This window comes from Xenorhabdus bakwenae, assembly GCF_030272115.1.
Taxonomy (GTDB): Bacteria; Pseudomonadota; Gammaproteobacteria; order Enterobacterales; family Enterobacteriaceae; genus Xenorhabdus; species Xenorhabdus bakwenae.
In genome coordinates this window covers 1439669-1464279 of sequence record NZ_CP119194.1, presented here as the reverse complement: position 1 = coordinate 1464279, position 24611 = coordinate 1439669, and the positions used below count along the sequence as shown (strand labels likewise).

General features: G+C 40.9%; 21 protein-coding genes, 1 tRNA gene and 2 pseudogenes. 11 read left to right on the top strand and 13 right to left on the bottom strand.

The genetic code is table 11. The annotated features are described in order from the left end of the window. The 9 genes from PXH59_RS07835 to yccS form a co-directional block, all read right to left on the bottom strand. On the bottom strand, positions 1–879 hold the full coding sequence (locus PXH59_RS07835) for a hypothetical protein (protein WP_285811102.1): 879 nt from the start codon (positions 877–879) through the stop codon (positions 1–3). Continuing rightward, positions 876–2252 carry a P-loop nucleotide/nucleoside kinase family protein gene (locus PXH59_RS07830; protein ID WP_285811100.1) on the bottom strand — a complete coding sequence of 459 codons (1377 nt, stop codon included), beginning with the start codon at positions 2250–2252 and terminating at the stop codon, positions 876–878. The genes PXH59_RS07835 and PXH59_RS07830 overlap by 4 nt, the downstream gene beginning before the upstream one ends. Beyond that, a complete protein-coding gene (locus tag PXH59_RS07825) occupies positions 2242–3093 on the bottom strand; it encodes a hypothetical protein (protein ID WP_285811098.1) in 852 nt (283 codons plus the stop codon). The genes PXH59_RS07830 and PXH59_RS07825 overlap by 11 nt, the downstream gene beginning before the upstream one ends. Further along, entirely contained in the window at positions 3090–4238 is a 1149-nt protein-coding gene (locus PXH59_RS07820) for a DegT/DnrJ/EryC1/StrS family aminotransferase (protein ID WP_285811096.1), read from the bottom strand. The genes PXH59_RS07825 and PXH59_RS07820 overlap by 4 nt, the downstream gene beginning before the upstream one ends. 34 nt (positions 4239–4272) lie before the next feature. Next, positions 4273–5382 (bottom strand): hypothetical protein, encoded by a 1110-nt coding sequence (locus PXH59_RS07815; protein WP_285811094.1) that lies wholly within the window; start codon positions 5380–5382, stop codon positions 4273–4275. Positions 5383–5488: 106 nt separating this feature from the next. Further along, a complete protein-coding gene (locus PXH59_RS07810) occupies positions 5489–6832 on the bottom strand; it encodes an ATP-grasp domain-containing protein (protein WP_285811092.1) in 1344 nt (447 codons plus the stop codon). A 4-nt stretch (positions 6833–6836) separates the two neighbouring features. Continuing rightward, positions 6837–7403, bottom strand: a complete 567-nt coding sequence (locus tag PXH59_RS07805; protein ID WP_285811091.1) for a radical SAM/SPASM domain-containing protein — start codon at positions 7401–7403, stop codon at positions 6837–6839. Positions 7404–7407: 4 nt separating this feature from the next. Further along, positions 7408–7866, bottom strand: a complete 459-nt coding sequence (locus PXH59_RS07800) for a radical SAM protein (protein WP_285811089.1) — start codon at positions 7864–7866, stop codon at positions 7408–7410. A 404-nt stretch (positions 7867–8270) separates the two neighbouring features. Continuing rightward, positions 8271–10436, bottom strand: a complete 2166-nt coding sequence (gene yccS, locus PXH59_RS07795) for a YccS family putative transporter (protein ID WP_285811087.1) — start codon at positions 10434–10436, stop codon at positions 8271–8273. A 66-nt stretch (positions 10437–10502) separates the two neighbouring features. Here yccS and helD point away from each other — a divergent pair, with 66 nt between their 5' ends. Beyond that, positions 10503–12557, top strand: a complete 2055-nt coding sequence (gene helD / locus PXH59_RS07790) for a DNA helicase IV (protein WP_285811679.1) — start codon at positions 10503–10505, stop codon at positions 12555–12557. A gap of 24 nt (positions 12558–12581) precedes the next feature. On the opposite strand, the gene mgsA is transcribed toward helD, so the two are convergent. Then, positions 12582–13040: a methylglyoxal synthase gene (gene mgsA / locus PXH59_RS07785; protein WP_285811086.1), complete on the bottom strand. Its 459-nt coding sequence runs from the start codon at positions 13038–13040 to the stop codon at positions 12582–12584. Positions 13041–13066: 26 nt separating this feature from the next. Here mgsA and PXH59_RS07780 point away from each other — a divergent pair. Then, positions 13067–13171, top strand: a pseudogene (locus tag PXH59_RS07780) (CoA-binding protein); the annotation flags it as partial. A 68-nt stretch (positions 13172–13239) separates the two neighbouring features. Here the strand turns inward: PXH59_RS07780 and hspQ are convergent. After that, a complete protein-coding gene (gene hspQ, locus PXH59_RS07775; protein ID WP_200897748.1) occupies positions 13240–13560 on the bottom strand; it encodes a heat shock protein HspQ in 321 nt (106 codons plus the stop codon). Positions 13561–13782: 222 nt separating this feature from the next. Between hspQ and yccX the strand changes: the two genes are divergently transcribed. After that, complete coding sequence (gene yccX / locus PXH59_RS07770) at positions 13783–14061, top strand: acylphosphatase (protein WP_285811084.1); 279 nt, start codon at positions 13783–13785, stop codon at positions 14059–14061. A gap of 15 nt (positions 14062–14076) precedes the next feature. Here yccX and tusE read toward each other — a convergent pair whose 3' ends face one another. After that, positions 14077–14406 carry a sulfurtransferase TusE gene (gene tusE, locus PXH59_RS07765; RefSeq protein WP_047768115.1) on the bottom strand — a complete coding sequence of 110 codons (330 nt, stop codon included), beginning with the start codon at positions 14404–14406 and terminating at the stop codon, positions 14077–14079. 181 nt (positions 14407–14587) lie between these two features. On the opposite strand from tusE, the gene PXH59_RS07760 reads away from it, so the two are divergent. The 8 genes and pseudogenes from PXH59_RS07760 (at position 14588) to PXH59_RS07725 (ending at position 23712) form a co-directional block, all read left to right on the top strand. Then, a tRNA-Ser gene (locus PXH59_RS07760) sits at positions 14588–14675 on the top strand. 193 nt (positions 14676–14868) lie between these two features. Next, a pseudogene (locus tag PXH59_RS07755) lies at positions 14869–16084 on the top strand (tyrosine-type recombinase/integrase). A gap of 102 nt (positions 16085–16186) precedes the next feature. Next, positions 16187–18628, top strand: coding sequence for a DUF5906 domain-containing protein (locus PXH59_RS07750; protein WP_434223349.1), 2442 nt, complete (start codon positions 16187–16189; stop codon positions 18626–18628). 590 nt (positions 18629–19218) lie between these two features. Further along, on the top strand, positions 19219–19773 hold the full coding sequence (locus PXH59_RS20080) for a PAAR domain-containing protein (RefSeq protein WP_047768117.1): 555 nt from the start codon (positions 19219–19221) through the stop codon (positions 19771–19773). Between the two features lie 4 nt (positions 19774–19777). After that, positions 19778–20557, top strand: a complete 780-nt coding sequence (locus PXH59_RS07740; protein WP_047768120.1) for a hypothetical protein — start codon at positions 19778–19780, stop codon at positions 20555–20557. Further along, positions 20542–20898: a DUF7079 family protein gene (locus tag PXH59_RS07735; protein ID WP_047768122.1), complete on the top strand. Its 357-nt coding sequence runs from the start codon at positions 20542–20544 to the stop codon at positions 20896–20898. The genes PXH59_RS07740 and PXH59_RS07735 overlap by 16 nt, the downstream gene beginning before the upstream one ends. Positions 20899–21047: 149 nt before the next feature. Continuing rightward, the gene (locus tag PXH59_RS07730; protein WP_285811080.1) at positions 21048–22649 is read left to right on the top strand and encodes an ATP-dependent nuclease; all 1602 of its coding nucleotides are present in this window, start codon (positions 21048–21050) and stop codon (positions 22647–22649) included. Beyond that, a complete protein-coding gene (locus tag PXH59_RS07725; protein ID WP_285811078.1) occupies positions 22642–23712 on the top strand; it encodes a UvrD-helicase domain-containing protein in 1071 nt (356 codons plus the stop codon). The genes PXH59_RS07730 and PXH59_RS07725 overlap by 8 nt, the downstream gene beginning before the upstream one ends. Before the next feature lie 185 nt (positions 23713–23897). Here the strand turns inward: PXH59_RS07725 and PXH59_RS07720 are convergent. Next, a protein-coding gene (locus PXH59_RS07720) for an IS1 family transposase (RefSeq protein ID WP_285808308.1) occupies positions 23898–24604 on the bottom strand; the annotation gives its coding sequence in 2 pieces (ribosomal slippage) (positions 23898–24355 and positions 24355–24604; 708 coding nt in all). Positions 24605–24611: the final 7 nt, after the last annotated feature.

The window sequence follows — 24611 nt, the reverse complement described above, 5'->3', positions numbered from 1 at the left end:
TTACTGACTCCATTCAACTCTTGGTGAACTAAACATCAACATCACTTTCTCACACCATTGATGATAATTTAAGCTGGAATACGCTTTTTCTTGTCGGGGGTTGGCGAGTAACGGCTGAACCAGGCCCTGATGTTTAAGTAATGTTTGCAGGGAGGGAGAACATTTCTCCCAATTTAATACGGTACGGTAGGGGCTTGATTGGTAAGACGCGTACAGTGAGACATTGTGGATATCATCTTCAATAAAGTGAGATTGCAGATGCTTTCTCAATACCGCGAATTTTTCTTCGGCTGCGGTATAAAAGGCAGTCAAAATATTTCTGACAGCAGCGGGAATATGCTCTCTGTTTGTGAGACGAAGACGCAATGCTCCACCGGTACTGAGAAGTTTATTGCCGTTGAAAGAATAATAAGCGGCATGAACATGCGGGAGTTCCTGTAAACACTCTTTCCTGCCATAACCCTGAGAAAGATCCAGAAATACATAAATATTGTGGTTGCTTTGAATTTCTCGCAAAAATTCTATGCATCCTGGGTCGATATAACCTAAAGGATGGGCGAGAAGTATGGCACATGGTTGTGGAAGAGAGTTTAGCATTGCCATCATAGCCTGGATATCCGCTTGCAAAATCATGTTGGCTTGTTCTGGCGATAAAACAGGATAGAAAAGTGGCTGCCAATTGGCTGCGTAAACAGATTCAACCATGCTTTGACATATCCACTCTGGCATCAGGCAATAGCCCTGACCAGCCACGGCCTGCAGATCTTCGCGGAAAAAACGCCGGACTGAACAGCCAGAGTTCATGATATTGTCCAGCGACATGATATCTTGCTGAGACGGTATACCTTGCAAAGCGAGTAGGTTGCGGTGAGATATCATGGTGTGATCCTGAGATGAAGACGCTCAATATATTGATTGGCTAACTGGTCATAGAATTCATTTTCTCTGCCCCACAGATCAAGCTGAAGGCCAGTATAAGGGCAATAGAGCGTTTCCAGATGACTAATCAGGCAATGGATCCCCATTAATTTTTCTCTACCCAGATAGCTACAACCCCATTTAGCGGCATACCATTGACCGACACCGTTATTTATCATCAATGACCAGGCACCAGGAGTACCTTTATCGTCATAAGTGACTGCCAGATGATAGTGGTGACTGTTGGATAACAGGCCAGGGAGATATTGGAGGTCTTCACGGTTCAGGCTGCGCATATCACTTTGTTGAGTGGTTTTCCAGCCTTTGGCGTCCACATACAGCGCATCTTGCCACAATTGCTCAGTGTGACCCGAAGTACTGTAACGTGTGACGGTAGGATGGGTGCGTGCTTTCTTAAGACTGCGTTTTAATCGTGTTGAGTGCTGGATCAAAAAGTCAGCGACTGTTGTTTCAGGCGGTATGTTGACAATGGGGGCTGACCATTGGCTTTCTTCATGACACTGTAAACCGTGCTGTTGTGCTAAATCATGCAGGTAGAAATAGGTGCGGGATTTTGCGTTCAGATACTTAAATAAAACAGGTTGTCGCTGTAAAAAAGAGCGTAATTCTTTTTCTTCTTGAACCGTAAAAATGAAATCGAAGAATGTATTGCTTTGCCACTGTTGCTGGCCTTCTTGCCAAACCAGATCAACATGCTCAAAACGCCTGAATTCAGGGTAACGTAATGCGGTTCCTAAACGCCATAAATGAGAAGTCGTTGGATTGGCAAGAGGGACAATTGATTCAGGTTGCATAATAGCCTGGTTTATCAGCGCCACAATACTGTCTGGAGAATATTCCGTACTATCAAGCACAATTTCATGAGGGACATTGTGCTCCCACAAACTATCCTGAACGACTTCTTTAATACGGGAAGCTGGTAAACGATCTTCTACAGCTCGTTCCTGATTACGGGTAATCAGCGTTGGCTCCTGCGCAACGAGCCGATAATGCAGAATTCGGACACCTTTTTGCGTAAATAGGGAGTGGATAGCGTCAATTTCTTCAGGATAAATGAATACGCCATCCAGAATGATCAAGTCACTGCCCGCATCAAGGCAATCATCAGCAACCTTTAACAACCGCAAGGTATCTTCCATGATGATTTTCAGTGTCAGGTATGTTCTTGGTTCAACAAAATGATGAAAAGTATCCCACGGTAAATAGGAGACAGTTAGCCCCTGCGCCAGCATGACATCTTTCAAGTGGTTGCACGTTGTGGATTTACCACTTGCCGGTGTTCCTCTAATGACAACAACAGTTTTATGCTTCATTACCTAATACCTTTAATTGCCAGCCTCGCATGATATCGGCAATAGAATGCTGATTAAAGACGGTTTGATAATAATCATCATGACCAATTTTAGCGGCACGATGCATAATCTGTTTTGCGGTGAGACGTAACTCGATTTTATGATTGCTGTTACCCAAACACATTTCCTTTCCTTGTGTATTTGGTGGCGGGGTGTAGAGCAATATATTGCAATTCTGCCCAATGGCATGATAGTAAATCTGGATGGCTTTTTGTTGCGTGGTATTTTCCACAAACAGCGTTTGCTCTGGAGAAATTTCAAGCGCTGTGCTGAGGAATTCGGGGGTATAAAGGGTAATGTTGCGGTAATACACATCCAACATCATCTGTTCTTCGTCTGTTCCCTGTGGATAAGTGGCGTCCGGTTTTTTGGCGTAGAGACCATATAGCATTGAGGTTGGCAACACGGTTTTGATGTGAGGAACCCATTGATCAATATGCTGGCGGATCTTATCTTCGGAGGTATCCACCCAATAGATTGGGGGTAAGGGGATATTCAACTGCTCCAAAGTATAAACGATGCCGGCTTCTAACCATTCTCTCATTGTGTTGTGGTTAGCTTGCTGAGGGTCAAAATGCAATAAGTCGGCCATCATGATTGCTTCATGGGATTGAAAATAGAGATAAACAGGAGCATTGTGCTGCGAAGCGATGATTGTTGGCAGCACAGAATCGATCAAATCTTGTAGTGAAAGTCGGGCTGGTACACCTTTTGCGTAACAGATACAAGACCCCCCCAACACATATTGGACAGACTGGTTATTCCCGTTGAGTTGGGTGAAAAAGTTATTGTCTAATATCATGACAGGTTTCCTTCCATAGCCCACTGTAAGACATTTTCGTAAGTCGCATTATCAATAGGTACAGGCAGGCAAATACGGTCACTCAAGATGACTTTATGTTTCTCTAATGTTGATACAGGGAGTGGACTTTTTTGTAGAGTCCAGGGAAAACGGTCAGAGTAGGGGGAAAGCTGATTTTTTATAATCGGATGGTTAGCCAGATCCCAGGCTTGCCAATCATATAGTAGTGTTGAATTGAAGCGATCTTTGGGCAATTTGCTGCGTTTTAACCAGACAGAAACGGGTATCGTTCCTTCCGGGCGTGCAGTGATCCAATCTGTGGGTAAATATTGCAGGATTGCTTGATAACGCTCTGTTAATAAGGCACGGAATTGTTCAATATTTTCCAATTGATTAATCAGTAACGCAGCTTGTATTTCATTGAATTTATTATTGTCACCAAAACCAATACTATTGCTCCAATCTGGATAGCCCTCTGCGGTACGTTCAGCACCGTGGTCAGTCATCATGCAGGCATTAATGAATAGAGAATGATTTTGGGCAATCAGTAAACCTCCCTCACCGCTACTGATCAATTTATTGGCCTGAAAACTGAAACAGCCATATTCGCCAAATGTGCCTACAGGTTGATTTTGATAATTCACTCCCATCGCTTGTGCACAGTCTTCAATCAGGTACACATTATGTTGTTGGCAAATTTGGGCGATCTGAGCAATGGAAGCAGCAGTACCTTCCAAATGAACGGCAATGACAGCCAGAGGTTTGGTATCCATTTGATTTATTGTCTTGTTTAATGCCTCTGGACACATCATGCCAGTGTCATCGACATCAACAAGAACAGGGATTAATCCGCAACTGAGTACGGCATTGGCAGTAGCGATAAATGAGATGGAGGGAATGAGTACCCATTGCCCTATTTGGGGCCTAAGCCCAAGCAAAGCCGCTTTGAGCGCGACAGTACCATTTGTCAGTAGGATGGCATGTTGGGTATGCAGAATATGTTGTAACAGCCTTTCCGCCTGACGACAATATTGGCTCTCTGTGGCATATCTAAACACCGCTTTATTATCAAGAACGGTTTGCAAGCGGTATTGTATATTATCAGCAATTTTGGCATTACCGAGGTAAGGTCTAAGATATGACATATTATAATCCTAATAATCAATATTTTTGTTAATATCACCTGTGCCAATGATGGGTTGGAGCAGATACTTTATTCATTTGAATGATTAAATAAACAGCTATTGCAATCAGAAAAAGTATAGAGAAACCGGCCACAGGTAAAAAAGATTGTGTGGAACCAGGCGCAATGGATACGGTGATTGCAGCTATTGGGAATGAAAAGTTCATTGTGATCTGAAATAAAGAAAATAGACGACCTTGATGCATTTCCAAACCCTGTTGATAAATGGTTTTGGTAATTAAGATATTGAAATAAATTATTGCGATGTTATAGAGCAAATAGAAAAACGCCTTCGCATAAAAAATGGGTAGCTGAAAAAAAAGAATACCAAATATAAACAGACCAATAAATATTGAAATGGGATAACGTTGGATACGATTATCAATGCTTGTTTTATTGAGTAATGTTGTACAGAAAATGGGTATCAGGGCACTGAGTAAATAGAATAGAGTGACCAATCCATAACTTTCATTCGCCAAACTTTCCATAACAACAACAGGGAGTGCCACCATCAAAAATGCATTGGCAAAAATTGTAAAGACAATGGCAATGGCAAATGTCTTATAATAGCTTTGCCGAAATACAGCACGTAACCCAACGGATAACTGAGATTTTTTCCCTGCTGTCCGTTTTATCTGCATTTTTATCATAAGATAACAGACATAAAAATAAGGCAACAGAGAAAATAATTTGATAGTCACAAGCGTATCTATCCCTTGAGTAATTCCCAGTAAAGCACCAAATCCAGGGCCAATAGCTGAAATAAGCGATGTAGCAATAACAATATAGAGAGAAACATTCAAATGCTTGCCACCTTGTTGTTCTGTCCAGTCATTAAGTTCGTGCCAGGCAACACGTGACCATGGAATTTCATAGGCAAAAAGAAATTCCAACAATGAGATAAATAGAAGCAACATAATGGGAGAAAATGCTATTTTACTCAAAAATAAGATTAATAATAACAGTGTGCTAAGTATTTCAATTAATAATATAAAAATACGAAATTTCCAAATGTCTGTTGAATAGTCAATTTTATAGCCCCATAACAAAGCGCCAATGGAGGTAAATAAAAATATGATCCCCATATTGGCATAATAGTATGTCATTGGCGTGCCCTCAGATAATAATATATAGGGGTATCCGACGGCAAGAATGCTGGAGCCAACGCCATTAATAAATAAAGAAATAAGAAACAGATATCTTATCATCGTATTAATCTTGTTTTATGGTTGTATAATGAAATTTATTATTGTAATTGTTTAAATATTTCAGACAGTCATGTTCATTGTTAGCAGAGCAAATAATATACCCCATTTTTTCAGTGTAATGGGTGTTGGAAAAATAACAGCCCGTTTCAGCATATTGCTCCCATTCAATCACATGCTCATCAATAATTTTTTTTATAGGCGTTATGGATTTTACTTCTCCAATCGGCGGGTTAAAAATGATCATCCCAATGCAACTGAGATCAGGGTTATCTATGGAGAAAGCAGGCTCTTTGCCAATCGAAGCAGGAGAAATTAATGCATTGATAAAGACATCAAAGGCATGCTTGCTATAGGCTTGCGCATGAAGGTCGAATAGTCTTAGCCCTGGTGGGCGTGATGCGGTTTCGCAAAGCAGGAGATTACCGGTATTTTCTTCAATGAAAATTTCAGTATGAGTAAAACCGTATTCGAGATTGAATGTTTGCAATACCCGGTGGTTAAATTCAAACAACCTATGGCTATCTGGAGAGTCTGGCAACATAGTATGCCACATAAAATGGTCAGGTTTGGTTTGATCGGAAGAGAGTAATGAACAGGCGTAAACGCCGATGCCTTGATAGATAACCTTATGTTGAAATACTGCGGCATCAACATGTAATAATCTGCCCTGGATTTTTTCTTCAACGAGATACTCTTCTGGCGCATCCAGTTTCTGTAATGCACAAAGCAAGGAGGTGCGATCGGGATGCTCGGTCACTCCCATCGATCCCCAAAATGAGCGTGGCTTTACAATAAAACCGACCTGGTTACCTTTATGTTTGGCAGAATTCTCAACGGATTCTGTAAAGACCTCGAACTGTTCAGGTGAGGTGAGTATTTCCGATGCCAGTGTGAATCTGGGACAAAATAGCCCACGCGCACTGGCAGTTTTCCGCATTATCCATTTATCTCTGAATGATCGGGCTACATCAATGATGTGGGTATCCTGGTTAATATGAGCAGCGATAGCGGCCATCAATTCAACATGAAGCTCAGAAAATGCCATAAAATAATCGATATGAATTGGCGCGGTAAGAATTGATAGTGTCCCTTTGACCTGTTTCAGTGCTTCTATTATTTTTTTACCGGCGTGGTTAGCTAACGGATCGTCAATCACGATATATGCTAGTGCTAAAGAGCAATCCGTTGAATCCAGCCATTTTTTCTTGACCAACAGAATAAGATTTAAATGATGTTGATAGCAGAGTTGAACAAAACGTTCACTATCTTTGATATCCGGCATACAGAAAATAGTTGGCTTCCCGCGATAAAAACGAGCCTGATTATTGATATGTATTTCTGGAGACATCTTTTTACCTTAATCTATTAGCAGGATCACAGCCTTTAATGCAATCGCAAGTAATTACGGGATACATTTTTTTACGGAACAGTGAGAACTTATCACCATGCCAAATATCGGATAGTGAATTCTCCAGGATATTCCCCATAACATACTGCTCGGGATTTGGCCGATACATCGTAGTGTCGCAAGGGTAGACCTTTCCTGTTACGGCATCAATAAATAGCGTTGTCAGGGGAATGGCACACGCTTTTTTACTGGATGCGTTATAATGCCCCATTTCAGCGCGGCAATAATCCTCTTCATTGCGGCCGAAAATTTCATAATTGGCATCCATAAATAAATGACGTGAAATCTGTTTGCTTTCCAGTAAGGTATTTATTTTCTGCATAAATAACTTAATTTGAGCAGTATTTAAAAACAGCAAAGGATAATCCTTAATCGGAATAAGATTAACACCATCAACGTTCAGTTCGGCCATTTTAAGCAGGAATTTATCGATAGTGTCGTAATTTAATGAAGTAACAACATGATTGACGACAATAACAGAGCCTGGTATTTCTTGTTTAATATATTCCATGGCATCATAAAGATTGTTTGTTAACCAACGAATGCCTCGTGACTTGCCATTTTTTTTCGGGTTCTACATGATCAATTGAGATATAAAATTTTCTGACAAGATGGCTCTTGTTTTGTACACGATTGAAGATCTTTTTTGATAAAGCAGTTCCATTGGTTGTAATGGAGATCGGTGTGTTTTTATTACAATCCAGAATAGTCAGAAAATCTTTTGATAAAAAAGCTTCTCCTCCATGAATATTGACTTCCTGTGGTGAGAGAGCCTCTAACTCTTGCCAAAGTCTAATCATGTCTATTTGTTTATCTGCATCAACCTGAGCGGTTTGCCATACATCGCAAAATTCGCAACGTGCATTACAAATATTATTTATGCGTATAAATGCATAGTTAAGCTTGGGGGTGGCAAAAAGCTTTTCCGGGTTCAGGCCAATAGGGTATTTAGCAATGGCAATTGTTTCTTCCATATCATTTTCCATTTGTTCATAAATTCAAAAGTGATAATTATCGCTATTGATAAAAATCAAATAAATATGATTTGTTGTTTTTTATAGATTTTCAACTCTACAGAAGTTTCATGTGTAATCAATATCAAAAACGAACGCTGATGATATTAATTTTTGTAAATGGCAACTTTATTGAAAATTGATGGGGTGTTTATTTATATACCAATCCAATTTCAGGATACGTGTTATATTTTACCGCGCAGCGGGAAAATATAAGGCCTCGCGTCGTCTTGCGGATTGCAACTTGAAATTTATCGAGAATATAATTTATTTGATAGTGGTTTTTTAATGGTGTTTAATAATTCATTGGGAGGCAATGATTCTATCATATATCCGGGGGCGATATCGCCCCCGGATATAACTGATTAGTGTGGCTCTTGCTCACTAAATTGTTTTTTTAAACAGACAATTTCCGGTAATAGCTCAATGAGCAACCCTATTTGTTGTAGTATAAGCTGGACTTTACTGTTACTTTCAGAAGGTATCAGATTAATTTTTTGTAACATCTTATTCACTGCGGCTTGCAATGTAGCATCATTCACCAGGCCTTGTTCTAATGTGGATTCAACATAACAGATTGCATTATTAAGAATTTTTAAGATTGCCGGATCGTTAAGTTTATCTCGATGGGCACCTAATGCAGAAATATAACTTAACATGGTGTGATTGAGGCATAGCAGACGAAAAGCGGCTTCTTGGGAGATTCGATAATTTTTGGGTTCCGATGCCATATTTGAGATCACTGATGCCAGTTCAGCATCACAATTGTGAGCTTCACGACGGGCGACCCGATAATTCAGGCTATTACTTTTACCCTGGTGGTATTGGATTAAAATTGCACTAAGATAGCGGCAATTCGCTCCCATTGTGCGGGTAATCACTTGAGGCAATTGACGGAACTTCCAGTCTGGCCAGATAAAACTAACAGCAAGTAAAGCAATACCACAACCTACTAATGTATCAATGATTCTTGGCAGCGCTACTTCAAACCCTTCGCCTAATAAATTGAAACTTAGTAATACCAGCAGAGTGATAAAGAGCGTTGCATGTGCATATTGGCTATTACGAAAGGCAAAGAACAACATACCAGAAATAACAATCAATACTAATTGGCCTTCAATGGAGGGGACAAAATAGAGAATGGGCAGGCCAATTAAAATTCCCGTTAGCGTACCCATCACACGTAAGGCCAGACGGCGGCGAGTGGCGCTATAGTTCGGTTGGCAAACAAATAAACTGGTGAGCAAGATCCAATATCCACGCTGTAAATCAAATAGCTGAATAATGGCATAACCAGTACACAGCAAAACGGACATACGGATAGCATGGCGAAATAGGGCAGATTGTGGTGTCAGGTGACTTCTGATCCTAAGCCAGATATCACGCCAGCCAGTTAAAGCCTCCTCGGATAACTGTGTTTCTTCTTGTTTATCTTTTAGAACGGTGTTCTGAGAAAGAAGATATTGATCTGAACCCAGCCCGGCTAATTGGGCGTCAATGGCCCGTAAATTTTTCAGCAAATTATCAAATGCCATCATCTTAGTGTCAGTGCCTTGCTGATTTCTTAAACGCTCAATCGAACTTTCAAGGTAACTGAATGCACTTTCAAACCGTGGGTTATGCTGATATTGCTTACGCAGGATAATAGATTGTGCAACCTGTTCACATGCCCGCGCTTGCATGGAAAGCAATCTCTGGACGCGGAACATAATATCGCTGTGGCGAAACACGTCTCGTAGTTTCTGATATTGAACATGAGATGAACTGGCGCGTTCATGGATATCCTGAGCTACAAAATAATAATGCAATGTATGGCGAGTCCCCCGTTGTCCCCGGTCTCCCTTCAAACGACTTAACAAAGAACTTTTGGCCTGATTGAACGTTGCGACTAACGCACTGTTCGCCATGGCGACATCAAACATTGATTGTTTATATTCCTCAGCCTCAGAATCGGGATCAAACAGGCTGTTTTTGGCATAGAGATACGCTGAAAGTTGCTGATAACAATGCGCTAAATTTTCTTGCAAGGGGCGAATCGGAAAGAATAAATGGCCGGTTAATGTTAATAAGTTATACCAGATTGCGCCGGTAAGCAGTAATAAAGGCTGTTGATACCAGACAGGGAAAATTGACGAACCGAGCATGGTATAAATGGCGATGAGCAAAGCACCAAAAGCGATAGTGGCGTAACGTTGCCCTAATGCTCCAAGCAGAATAAAACCACAAGTGGATACGGCTAAACCAGGCATAAAAAGCCATGGATAGGGAAACAGCAATGTAATAGAAGCGGAAGCAACAAAAAAAGAAATTAAGGTAATGGTGAGGTTACGTAATCGGCCAACTAAACGGTCATCCAAATCGGTTAATGCTGCCGCAACAACACCCAGTAGCAGTGGAATGGTTATTTTGAGTTCTTCCCCTAATAACCAGGGAATAAGGGTGGTTCCTGTTAGTGCAATGAATATACGGATATAATAGAGGGTGTGACTGTTATACAGAAGATGACGGGAACTGGATAAAACCGTTAGCACAAAATACCCCTGGCAACATTGACGTGATGAAGAAGTTCAACAATTTTCAGGTACGGTGCCATGACAATAGAACTAAAATCAACGCAAATCGGCCAACGCCTTGCGCAGCATCCTTATAATCGGGTACGTCTACTTAATGCTGGCATTGAAATTAGCGGTGATAAGCACCAGTACCTTATCCCATTTAATCAATTAATTGGGATCCAGTGTAAGCGAGGGATTGTTTGGGGGGAACTGGAATTTGAACTGCCAGAAGGAAAAGTGGTTCGCCTGCATGGCACTGAATGGCAGCAAACACAACGTTTTTACCATTATCTCTTAAAAGAATGGCAAAAATGGAGTCTTGCCATGAGCGAAGTCAGTGCTGATGTTTTGGCAGCTCAAGTAAATGATATAGCTAAAATCAAACAACAGAATCGTTGGCTGAAAACGACTGATTTAGCTTCTGTGAAGCAACAAATTCAGGAAACATTTCAGGCTTTACCGTTGCCATTACAACGAGTTGCACAATTTGAAAATTGTCGTGACAATTATAAGATTTGTCTGGATTGGTCAGAGGAAGGTGAAAAAATAATCCAAATGCTGAACCGGCAATGGGTTGATCATATGCGGGTGCAATATGGACAATTTTTCCAGACAATAGAAGCGTCACCACTTGATCGTTCTCAGTGTCAGGCAGTGATGAATGGTGAACAAAATATTCTGGTATTAGCGGGGGCGGGCAGTGGAAAAACCGCTGTTTTAATTGCGCGCGCAGGATGGTTATTGTTACGTCAATACGCACTTCCAGAGCAAATTTTGTTGTTGGCTTTCGATTGCCAGGCTGCTGATAAAATGAATGAACGTATTCAGGCTCGTTTAGGAACCCAGGAAATAAAAGCCAAAACATTTCATGCTCTGGCATTGCATATTATTCAGCAAGGCAGTAATAAGTCACCCAAAATTAGCGAGCTGGAAATTAATCTGCAAAAGCGCCGTGATTTTCTCATTCAAGAATGGCAAAAACAGTGCGGAGAAAAAAAAGCACAGGCTAAAAGTTGGCGAGAATGGTTGAATGCAGAATTGAATTGGCAATTGCCGGAAGGTGAATATTGGCATGATAGCTCATTGACGACTCGTTTATCGGTTCGTTTAGAACGTTGGCTGGAATTAATGCGTATGCAGGGTGGCAGTCAAAAAGAGATGCTTGAGCAGGCACCTGCTGCTTATATTGATGCATTTCAGAAGCGTCTGCGGCTGATGGCACCTTTGCTGAAAGCCTGGAAATCGGCATTGGAATCTGAGGGCGCGGTCGATTTTTCTGGTTTGATCCATCAGGCGGTGAATATTTTACAGAAAGGTCGATTTATCAGCCCGTGGAAACATATTCTGGTGGACGAATTTCAGGATATTTCTCCTTTGGGGGTCAAATTATTAACGGCATTGCAGGCACAAAATAGGCAAAGTCATTTATTTGTTGTGGGAGATGATTGGCAAGCAATCTATCGCTTCAGTGGCCCTGAATTATCGTTACCGACAGCATTTTCAACCTACTTTGATAAAGTAGCTGAATGTGCACTGGATACGACTTATCGTCTTAATGACCGTATTAGGGAGATTGCCAACCAATTTGTGCAGCAAAATCCTTATCAATTAAAAAAGCCTCTCAGTAGCCTGACAAAAGGCAATAAAAAAACGGTTGTTATTTTACCGGAAGAGCAATTAGAGGTACTACTTAATAAAATGAGTGGTTATGTTACCAGACAAGAAACCATCCTATTATTGGCTCGCTATCACTATCTCAAACCCGAATTATTGAAAAAAGCGCCGACGCGCTGGCCAAATTTGAAGATTGATTTCATGACAATTCATGCGGCTAAAGGGCAGCAAGCGGATTATGTCATTATACTGGGATTGCAACAGGGCAAAGACGGTTTTCCGGCGCCGGAAAGGGAATCTGTGATAGAACAAGTTTTATTACCACAACCTGAAAATTTCCCTGATGCGGAAGAGCGCCGTCTGTTATACGTCGCATTGACGCGAGCAAAAAAGCAGGTTTGGCTCATGCAGAAGCTGAAAAAACCTTCTATTTTCATTCATCAACTGGCGCAATTGGGCGTGCCGATCCAGCGTAAGCCCTAAATTTCACCCTGATGACTGTTGAAATCACTTCAATCTCTCATTGAGATAGTGCTGATAATCGGGTACGCAAATATCAACATCTTGAGAGAAAAGTGCTGAGTTGATAAGAAAATCGGCGGTTGAACAGTTGGTTGCAACAGGGATATTCCAAACCGTTGCCACGCGTAGCAGCGCTTTAACATCAGGATCATGAGGAACCGCGTTCAGAGGGTCCCAAAAGAAGATTAAAACATCAATTTTGCCTTCCGAAATCAGCGCACCGAGTTGTTGGTCACCTCCCATTGGCCCACTTAACATGCTTGTTACAGGCAACCCTGTTTTCTGCTGAATTAAATGCCCCGTCGTTCCTGTAGCATATAAAGTATGCTTTGCTAACAAAGTGTTATGGGTATTAACCCAGGCCAGCAGGGAATTTTTACAATGATCGTGTGCGACAAGCGCAATCTTTTTCGATTCAGCTAAGGTGCGAACAGTTGATGCCATAGCGATACCTTTATATGAATAAATTATTTATCAATGAAGAAGCAAAATTATTGGCGGAAAATGAAGGGCTAGATGTTGTGATGGATCGTTGCCCAAAAATTGAAATCCTGCGGTTGGGGATGGAAAAGTGAATAAGGCGGTGATGGGTTCATTATTCACCACCTTACTGTTATGCATTGGATAACGGTAATAAAAGTATTTAATTGCGTAGTCGTGGAGCTTGTAATTGACTGCGGATAGATTCGGCTAACTCATCCAGAGAAGATTGTTCTGGATGTTCATCTGATGTTTCGTAAGTCAATTGGACTTCTGCCAAATAAGTATGGATAGGTTGACCATCATCATCTTCCATCACAACGTGATACCACGGCGCTGAACGTAAGGTAGCATTAGATGCAATATCATTTTCCTGCGGCTGTTCTAAAGAATATTCAGCATCAATATCTACAATAACACCCAAGTAACCCAGCAATCTATGTCGTACTTGCTGGCCGATACCAAATTTGCTGGCGATCATCATAGCCACCTCCAAAGAAACCTTGCAATGACACTTATATAAGGGCGGTCAGGTAAATTTCAAGCGCACACCCGGTAACGGTAGCCGGAATTTTGCATGATTTTTGAAATCAAGATGGCATGTGATCACCATCTCATAATTTCAGGTTAGCTGTTGCGTATATAAAATACAATAACAAAAGTGGGTTTCAACGTTTTTACCATCTTATCTGGGAGGAATATAACGATGACTAAATGCAGCATGACTATTTATGTTTACGGAAAGGTGCAGGGAGTTGGATTCCGTTATCACACTTACCATTGGGCAAAGAAAAATAAGCTGGTGGGATATGTGCGTAATATGAATGATGGGAGTGTAAAGATTGTCGCTTGTGGCAATGATGGACAAATCAAAATGTTAACACATTGGCTAGAGCAGGGTGGGCCTCCTGGTGCCAAAATAGAACATTTTCAATCTCAGTTTTGTGACGTAGAAGAGATGAGTGATTTTAGCATCCGCCATTAGCGGCGGATGAATAAATCAAATACATTTGACGGGCTTGGGAAGGCCTGCAATTTTTGTTGCTTGTTTTGCAGGCCCTTTGGGAAACAGGCGATAGAGGTAACGGCTATTCCCTTTCTCCTCCCCATATTTTTGGGCGATCGCTTTGACGAGCATACGAATAGCGGGTGAAGTATTAAATTCTTCATAGAACTCACGTACAAAACGGATAACTTCCCAATGCTGTTCGGTTAGAGCGATTGCTTCCTGCTCGGCAATGATAGGAGCCATGGCTTCTTGCCAATCACGGTAGTTTTTTAGATAACCTTGTGCATCAGTTTCGATCTCACGACTTTCAAATACCAACATAACTTTTTACCATCCAATAACGATGGCTGCAATTTAGCAAAAATCACCACTATCCCCAAGAAGGATTACCAAAAATGCTGAATAAACAGACCAAAAGACAGTGTTGTGAATAAATTAACGGCAGTTGAACAGACAAATGCTTTACATTGGGAACGGTGATGTTTATAGTGCTCGGCATTGCGGAGGGGTGGCCGAGCGGCTGAAGGCAGCGGTCTTGAAAACCGCCGATGGGAAACCATCCGAGAGTTCGAATCTCTCCTCCTCCGCCATCTATGCTTCTAGCAGCATCTCTTAAAGTCTACTTTCCCCAGTAAAATCAACGAAAACTCCCAAATAAAGCTCTATTAACGTCTACTGGCATCTATTGCAATGTACCCCAGTCAGGGGGTATATATAGGGGTAACTTTCTGTACCCCCTAAAAAATACCCCCATTACTGTGAGGGGGCAAGGATGCTGGAAATATGAAACTAACAGCCCGACAAATTGAAACAGTAAAACCCCAAGATAAAGATTTTAAGCTATCGGATGGTGGCGGTTTATATCTGCTGGTAAAGACAACCGGCTCTAAATACTGGCGACTGAAATACCGCATTGCAGGAAAAGAAAAGTTACTCGCTATTGGCACTTTCCCGCTTATTACGTTGGCAGAGGCCAGAAGAAAACGTGATGAAGCCAAGAAACTGATAGCCGAAGGTATTGATCCCAACCAAGATAAAAAACAAAAGAAACTGGCCGCTCAGGGAGAAATCAGTAACACCTTTGAAAGCATTGCGCGTGAATGGTACGAGGGCAGAAAAGACAGGTGGTCTGTCGGTTATCGTGAAGATATGATGGACGCATTCGAAAAAGACGTTTTCCCTTATATTGGTCATCGCCCGATTGCTGAAATAAAACCCCTCGAATTATTAGACCTCCTTTCTATTATGGAAAAGAGAGGCGTCACCGATAAATTAAAGAAAGTCCGCCAACGCTGTGGTGAAGTTTGGACATATGCGATTATTACGGGCAGAGCCGAATATAACCCAGCTCCCGATTTAGCGAGTGCTTTTATCCCTCATCAACGCGAACACTATGCTCACCTTTCAGTAGATGAATTACCTGAATTTCTGCGCTCTATTGATAAATACATGGGAAGTCAGATAGTCAGAACGGCTTTGCGTATGCTGATATTAACGGGCGTTCGTCCGGGAGAACTTCGCAAAGCTGAATGGTCAGAGATTAATTTAGATAAGGCTGTTTGGACAATTCCAGCCGAAAAAAATGAAAATGCGCCGTACTCATGTAGTGCCATTATCAGAGCAAGTTATCGATTTATTGAAGCAGATTCAGCCTATCAGCGGCAGTTATCAGTATGTTTTCCCAAGCCGTACAGATTACAGAAAGCATATATCTGATATGGCAATCAATACTATGATCCGCCGTATGGGATATTCAGGCCAAGCGACAGGCCACGGCTTCCGCCACACCATGAGTACCATTCTGCATGATCAAGACTTTAACTCTGCATGGGTTGAAAAACAGCTTGCTCACGTCGATAAAAACAGCATTCGAGGCACTTACAACCACGCTCAATATCTGGATGGTCGCCGGGAAATGCTGCAATGGTATGCCGATTATATGGAGATGCTGGAACGAGGCGAAAATGTGCTGATCGGGAAATTTGGCAAAAGGGCATAACGATAAAGATTTTTTAAGAAAAGTAACATAAAAAGCAACGCCCCAGTGTGCTGGTACACATCTGAGGCGTCTGACCAACAACCGTTATATGAGGTAACGATGATGGCTGATACACAGTCTAACCAAACTCACCCTAAATTTACATCTTCAGATAAAACAGACGAACAAAAACCACTCGATTTTATCCAGTCTGTGAAAAAATCCGCCATGTATCATTGGGAAAATCTGCTGCCTGCTTGTGGTATTGATATTCCCGCAAAGGGTAAACATGGCGCTTGCCCTATCTGTGGTGGTATTGACCGTTTCCACTTTATCGACGATCACCATCACGGAAATTGGCATTGCCGCCAGTGTGATGCTCCAAACTATGGTGATGGATTGGATTTAGTGGTAAAAACCAACCGGATCTCAATATTTGAAGCTGCGAAAATTGTTGCAGATGCTCTGGCATTGCCTTTGCCAGAACCGAAGCCAGCCAAAATGACGACTCATATCCCTAAACCGATCGCAGAGCGCATCACAGAACTGGTTGCCACTGCTGTTACGGGTGAATCTCAATATCTGATGAAAAAGGGATTGCAATACTCCAATCAGCGATTGTTAAAAGACGGTTCTTTATTGCTGGTGACTCAAACGCTGGGCGGCACAATTACGGGCGCACAGACCATCAAACCGAACGGCGAAAAACGTCTTGTTTCCGGTTCGCAGAAAAAAGGCAGTTTTATTCCGATCACTGAGATAGCCGGAACGCCGGACACAATCATCATTACCGAAGGTTACGCTACAGCTTTAACTGTCAGTCAACTGCATAAAGGTGTGGTACTGGCAGCGATTGATGAAAGCAACCTATTGATTGTTGCCGAGCAGGTTAGAGCGCAATATCTAAACTCCAGAATCATCATTGCCGCTGATAACGACTGGTACGAACCGCAAGAAAGAGACAAAAACGGCAGACTGAAAAAGAATATCGGCAAGGTTGCAGCAGAGAAAACCGCCATAGCGATTAATGGATGGGTAACGCTACCGCCTACGGAATTAAAAGCTGATTGGGATGATTATCGACAACAATATGGTGTGGACACGGCAAAACAAGCCTTTGCTCAGGGGCTTTATCAACCAGCATTAACCAAGAATAAAGCAGCCACTCAGCTTAATAATGATGCCGAACCTTCAAAATTGACACTATGTCAGATGGGAGCCAGCCAGCGCGGGGAAGTATTGTTGGCACGGTATAACGGTGATTTGGCACTGGATGGTGCTTCGGAAACCGTTCATCACTATGACGGTATTATCTGGCGTCTGGTCAGTGACCGTGATTTAAGGCGGGAAATGGTCGCTGCTTTTATGGAAGAGAAACTACCGTACTCGCCACATGGTATCAGCTCTGCCGTGGATGCCCTGAAATTACAGCTTCCCATGATGCAGCCGCCAGAACGTCACTTAATCGGATTCAGTAACGGCGTATTTGACCTGAAAGCCTGCCAGTTCCGGCCTCACCGTAAAAATGATTGGTTATTGCTTGCCAATGATGTTGAATTCAATTCCCCTGTTTCAGGGGAAAACCTGCAAGATCACGCTCCACAGTTCTGGCGCTGGCTCAATCAGGCAACAGCCAACTGTGAAGACAAAACATATAGAGTACTAGCGGCACTGTTTATGGTGCTGGCGAACCGTTATGACTGGCAACTTTTTCTGGAAGTCACAGGAGCCGGAGGCAGTGGCAAAAGCATCTTTGCAGAAATATGTTCAATGCTGGCAGGTAAAGGCAATACCGTTTCCGCAAGTATGGCAGCACTGGAAAACCCACGGGAACGGGCGTTGATTGTCGGCTATTCGCTGATTATCCTGCCAGACCAAACCCGCTATGTGGGCGATGGCTCCGGCATCAAGGCAATTACTGGCGGCGATGAAGTTGCTATCGATCCGAAACACAAACAACCTTATTCAACCCGCATTCCTGCGGTGGTGCTGGCAGTAAACAATAATGCCATGAGTTTCAGTGATCGCAGTGGTGGAGTATCGCGGCGTCGGGTGATTTTTAATTTTTCCGAAGTCGTGCCGGAAAATGAGCGTGATCCGTTCCTGCGGGATAAAATTGCTGTAGAGTTGCCTGTAATTATCCGGCATTTATTGCATCGTTTCGCTGATCCACAATCAGCGAGGCGTTTACTGGCAGAGCAGCAGAAATCTGCGGAGGCACTGGATATCAAACGTGGTACAGATCCACTAGTCGATTTTTGCGGTTATCTTATTGCTTCCCATGAAGCTGATGGTCTGTTAATCGGCAATGCGGAAATTATGCCGTTCAATCCCCGTAAGTACCTTTATCACACCTACCTTGCTTATATGAAAGGTAATAATTTGAATAAACCTGTTTCTGTGACTCGCTTCGGTATGGATATGCCGGGCGCACTGGCAGAGTACAGCCAGCAATACTTACGCAAGAAAAGCAAACAAGGCATTCGTAGCAATCTGAGCCTGAATCTTGATACTGCAATCGAATGGATGCCAAAACTGACAAGGAATAGCCCGCCAGAAGAATAATTTTTTCTGATTACAGCTATTTTTCAAAGAAAATAAAAAAGTGTTCACCACTGTTCACCTTATAATTTAAACTAAATATATCAATGCATTATATGGTGAATAGTTATTTTTAAACTGTTCACAACTATTCATCACTGTTCACCTTTTTTTCTGATTGGGGGTGAACGGTTGGGTGAAGAGTAGTGAAGAGTTTAATTTCAACTCATCACCCTTTAACAGTATGAATTTCAATAAAATTATTCAAATGTGAACAGGGTGAACAGTTTTATTACTAATTCTTTAATAGGGAGGGGGTAGGTAAAAATGTTTTCTCTGGCAGATGATCTTTCAGATCTCTGAGTTACTGGGTTAATTTATTAGCCCGGTAACTCGGAGAAGGCAAGCGTAGCGCGTCAGTGTGAATTTAATTTGTTGTATTACGTTAAATTTAAATCATGTAATTATTTGATTTTATATTAAAACTGATAATTATCACATTTTTATTGAATAATCCTTGTTCATAGTGGAATTCTTAAAATTTTCTGGTATATCATGGCGTTCATAAATTGTTCTATCAGTATAAAATTGTATCGAGATAGGGAGAAAGAAGTATGGCTATAGGACACTTTTTGACTGTAGGGGATAAGACAAGCTGTAAAGGAACAATTCTTACAGGAACCAGTAATATTACATTTTATGGACGGCAGGCTGCGGTAGAAGGTTCCCTTGTTACTTGTGGAAACTACTCAGGCAACTTTTCTATCGTAGGTGGTGTGAGTTGCTTTTTTGATATGGGAATTAAATTGGCAGGAACTTTAGATAGCCAGAGTACTTGTCCTTGCGGAGCAAATTTTATTCCCTCCATTCCTGATAGTTATCAAAATACAGCACCCTCCTCAGGAAAAACAGAACCGCAGGAATTACTCTCAGAAACAAAAAAATGGATTGGTTTTAGTGTTGCTCCTGATATTGATTATTGCGGCATAAAATGTATTGCCACGCTTGATGATGGTTCAGTCCTTAATGGTGAGTTTAACCAAGAAAATAAAGTCATGTTCACATCAATAACAGGCCATAAGTGTGTAAAACTTGAAATAGAGCATTTTGAAAAAGAAAGTTCTCCACAAAGCTTGACAGAAATCTTATTAAATAAAATTATTGGATGAAATCATGACATATGAAGTGGTAGATGGAACATATGCAGGAAAACAAGAACATTCTATTAATGACCCTATTTTAAATAAGGCGGTGGCAGCATTAGAAGGTGCTTCAATTAAATTTTCTACCGATGTAATTAACGATGCTAATGTCAGACAAAGCTATACTTCAAATATTAAAAGATCAGTTTCTGAAATTAAGCAGATGGTGAGTACAAAAAAAATCTCAGTGAAAGAAGCCGCTGAATTTTGTTACGAAATGCGTAATCAAATTATGGCAGAGCATAGAAAATTCACGTCAGCACAGGGGTTGGCCTTTGCTGAGAGACATAAGAAAACACCTCCATCTTTTGAAAAGCTTATTGATAAATATTCTCAGAAAAAATTTGGGAAAGTATTTAGTAACCTCACTCCAGATCAAAAAAGTAAAATTTACTATGAGATCATAGAAGCCTCAGCAAGAGACAACCCTAAATTCACGACAGCAAATAAACGATTAAAAGTTATCGGAAAAGTAGGAATTATCTTTACGGCAGTATTAGCAACACATGAAGTATTGAATGCTGAAAACAAACCTAAGGAAGCTATTAAACAAGGTATACAAATTGGTGGCGGTGCTGCTGGTGGAGCACTTGCTGGTTTAACTGTATCTCCGGTATGTGGGCCTGGTGCTCCCGTTTGTGCTGTTGTTTTGGTATTAGTAGGGAGCGCGGCAGGAGCAATTGTTGGTTCAGTGGTTGCTGATACTTTAGATGAAGAAATAGAGGAATTTACCCGTTGGGCAATCAATTAACTGATATAGATTTATGTGAAGCGTTATCTGACATCTTTGTAGATAATGAAGTTGATTATGAGTATATAGCTTCTGTAGCAAAACATTTTCCACTTGAGCATGTAGAAATGGTCTTTTTCGAGTGGGTGGCTCCGGTGTGTTATACCAATGGTTTTATTCCTGTACCTCCCGTATGGACTTTTTTTGATCGTGAACAGCTTTGGGAGGATATTCAGGAATTACGGAGAAAACAGTTATCGGTAGGTAATATAGGAAAAATAAAAGAAAAGATCAGACAACGTTTTTTACGGAAGCATTTTGAAAAGGAGTGGCAGTGTTTGAAGAAAAGACTGGTTGATTAAGGTTGCCAATTTATGCCATCTATATTTACAATTATTATTAATGTGATTTTACAAATAATAGGTATAATTTGATGTGTTTTATATAATTTAGTGTTTTCTGAAAAATATCATTTATTAAAATTTATCAATTACATAAAGGAAAGATTGTTTTGATTAAAAAAATAAAAATACACGGGTATAGAATTTATAAAGAGTTAGTGCTTACTCCAAATACAAAATTAAACATTATTGTGGGTGATAATGAAGCAGGTAAATCAACTTTATTAGAGGCTATTGTATTAGCTTTAACAGGACGAATTAACGGACGAAGTGCATCGGAAGAGTTTAATTCGCATTGGTTTAATACTGATTTTGTGAATGATTTTTTACTTGAGCATAAAAAGGGTGAAAGAGTTTCTTTTCCAGAAATTAGTATTGAATTATTCTTCGATAACCAACCTGACTTACAAGCTCTATGTGGTGCAATTAACAGTGATGTACCAACTACAGCTTGTCCAGGTGTTGTTTTCAGTATAATACCTGATCCTGAATATGTAGACGAATTAGATGAATGGTTAAAAGAACCTTCACCATTACTTCCGGTTGAGTACTACAAGGTAGAATGGCGTACATTCGCTGATGATAAACTTACAGCTAGACCTAAGCAATTGGTAACAGCAGTAATTGATTCCCGTACTGTTCGAGTTTCATCTGGTATGGATTTTCATTTACGCCAGATAATGAATGATCATTTGGCACCAACTGAACGAGCTGAAATTTCACTACAATATCGAAAAGCAAAAGCTTATATGTCTGAGAATGCATTAACAGAAGTGAATAAAAGAATTAGCGGATTACATGCCTCTCTTTCTAATCAATCGATCGAATTAGCAATGGATCAGAGCTCACGAACAGCATGGGAAGGAGCCATTACACCCCATGTTAATAATATACCCTTCTCAATGTCAGGTTTGGGGCAGCAGGCTGCAATCAAAATTTCTCTTGCTATGAATCGACACTCAGGGAAAGCTAATTTTGTAATGATCGAGGAACCAGAAAATCACCTTTCACATACTAGCTTAACTACCCTTCTTTCACGTATAGAATCATTAGCGAGTGAACAACAACAATTATTTATTACTACTCACAGTACTTTTGTTCTGAACCGATTAGGATTGGATGCTCTGATATTAGTTGGTTGTAATGCTATAAGTAAAATATCTTCTCTTAGTCCAGAGACTATTTTTTATTTTCAGAAGCTTCCCGGCTATGACACACTCCGAATGGTTCTTGCACACAAAATAGTTCTTGTAGAAGGGCCTTCTGATGAAATCATTTTCGAACGGATATTTAGGGATAATTATGGTAAGCGTCCTATGGAGCTTGGCATTGATGTAATAAGCATGAGGGGATTATCTCTTGGTAGGTGTTTAGAGCTATGTGCGGCATTAGACAAACCAGTTGCTGCTCTCCGTGATAATGATGGTATTGATCCATCTGAGTTACAAAAACCGATAGAAAATTGGCTAAAAAAAGGACGAAGAGAGTTGTTTATTGGCAATATTGAGTATGGTAAGACGCTAGAGCCACAACTAATAGCACACAATGATGAATCTATAATGCGTAAAATTCTTGGTATTACTCCAGCCGCAGATTTGGGAATTTGGATGAAACGAGAAAAAACGGAAGGTGCTTTGCGTATTGCTAGCTCTGAGATAACTATTGTAGCACCTGCTTATATCCAAGAGGCTGTAAAATTTATTTATGAATAATCAATTAACTCTTGCTGTTGCTGGATCTAGAAAAACTCAAGGCATTGTTGAATATTGCTCTGATCTTCCTAAAAGCAAGCATGTACTCGTATTAACCTATACTCAGAGAAATCAGCATGAATTACGTCATCGTCTTTCTGTTTATGCGGGAGATCATCAAGGAATAGAAGTGCTAGGGTGGTATACATTTTTGCTTCGCCATTTTGCTAAGCCTTTTTTGCCATTTAAATTTCCTCATAAACGTGTTCAAGGGTTCCATTTTGATGCTCGACCTGCTCGAATGGCAAAAGGGATAAGTCGTTTTATGGATTCTAAAGACGCTATTTATGCCTGTGAACTTGGACGTCTTGCTCATGAACTGATCTCAGATAGTAAAGGAGCATTGTTATATCGCTTAGAATGCCTTTACGATGAAATTTTGATCGATGAGGTTCAGGATTTGAGTGGTCATGATTGGGAAATTATCGATATATTACTTTCATCATCAATTGATGTACGAATGGTTGGAGATATTCGCCAGTCTGTACTTTCCACTAACCCTCGTAGTTCTAAGAACAAACAGTATGCTTATGCTGAAATAATAAACTGGTTTAGAGAGCGGCAAGATAAAGGTCTTCTTGATATTGTAGAAAACTCGAAAACATGGCGTTGCCATGAAAATATAGCTGTTTTTTCTGACACTATTTTCAACCCAAATTGGAAATTTCCGGTTACAGAATCAATGAACGTAACTATTACGGGGCATGATGGAGTATTTCTTGTTCAGAAAAAACATGCTGCATCTTATGTAGAGCAGTTCAATCCGCAATGCCTTCGCCACTCGGTTAGTTCAGGTAAAGAGTTTTATTTTGATTTTTTGAATTTTAAAATATCAAAAGGAGCTACCTTTGAAAGGGTATTAATTTTACCAACTGATGGTATCTCTAAATTTATACAGAAAGGTGAATATCTTGCACCAACTCCTGCTGCTAGTTTTTATGTAGCTGTAACACGTGCAAGACAAAGTGTCGCAATCGTGATTGATAATCCAGGTGAATCCTCTCTTCCTTATTGGCAGCCTTAGCACACAGGGACAGTATTTCAATGTTCAAAACAATAGGTGCATTGATTTTCTTATTGCTATACCTAATATAATTCGATAATCTGATTCTGCTCAATCACCATCATAGATGGTCACATAGCTGTAATGGCAACAAAACTCTCGTAGCCTGAAAGAGAGAGCTAGAATTGCGGTCATGCACCCAATAGTTAGATAACCTTTGGAAGATAGTATTCACGCTCAATGAAAGTGCCTATCACTTTGTCATGCATTTCTTCGGATTTGGAATAACAGATCGTTTTCCGATTCAGTCTCTTGATGCGAGTACGTAAGGTCAGATTGGTTCTTTCGATACGTTGAGTAAATTTCTTCCCTCTAAAGTGTTTTTCCTCAGAAAGGCAATCGTAAACGGCATAATTATCGGTACAGAAAAATTGAATTTCGAAAGGAGCCAGAAGTGCCAGCAATTTGCTCAGTGTTTTCCTGCTGCGATCCCCCAATACGTGCGCGATTATTTGCTTTTGCTCCGGTTCCCAGGCATACCAAAGCCAGCGCTGATTCTTCTTGTTACCGACAAAAGACCATTGTTCATCAATTTCGCAGATAATATGAATATTATTTGCGGCCAGCGGCAGTGTAGTTACCTGTCTGGGTTCGAGTTTTTTAGGGTACGAAGAACGGTGTTGATACCCACCTTCAGGACACGAGCGGTGTCTCTGATACCGCCATTATTCGCAGCCATATCCACAATCTGATCTTTCATTCCGGGTTTGCAGGCTTGGTAGGTGTAATTCAGTTGAAAGGTTTTACGGCAGGCATAACAGTGATAACGCTGATGTCCGCTGCTTCCTTTTCCATGCCCTTTGACCTCTTCCGCTTTGTGACAGTAACGACAAACCACATCAACTTTAGCCATATCTCAC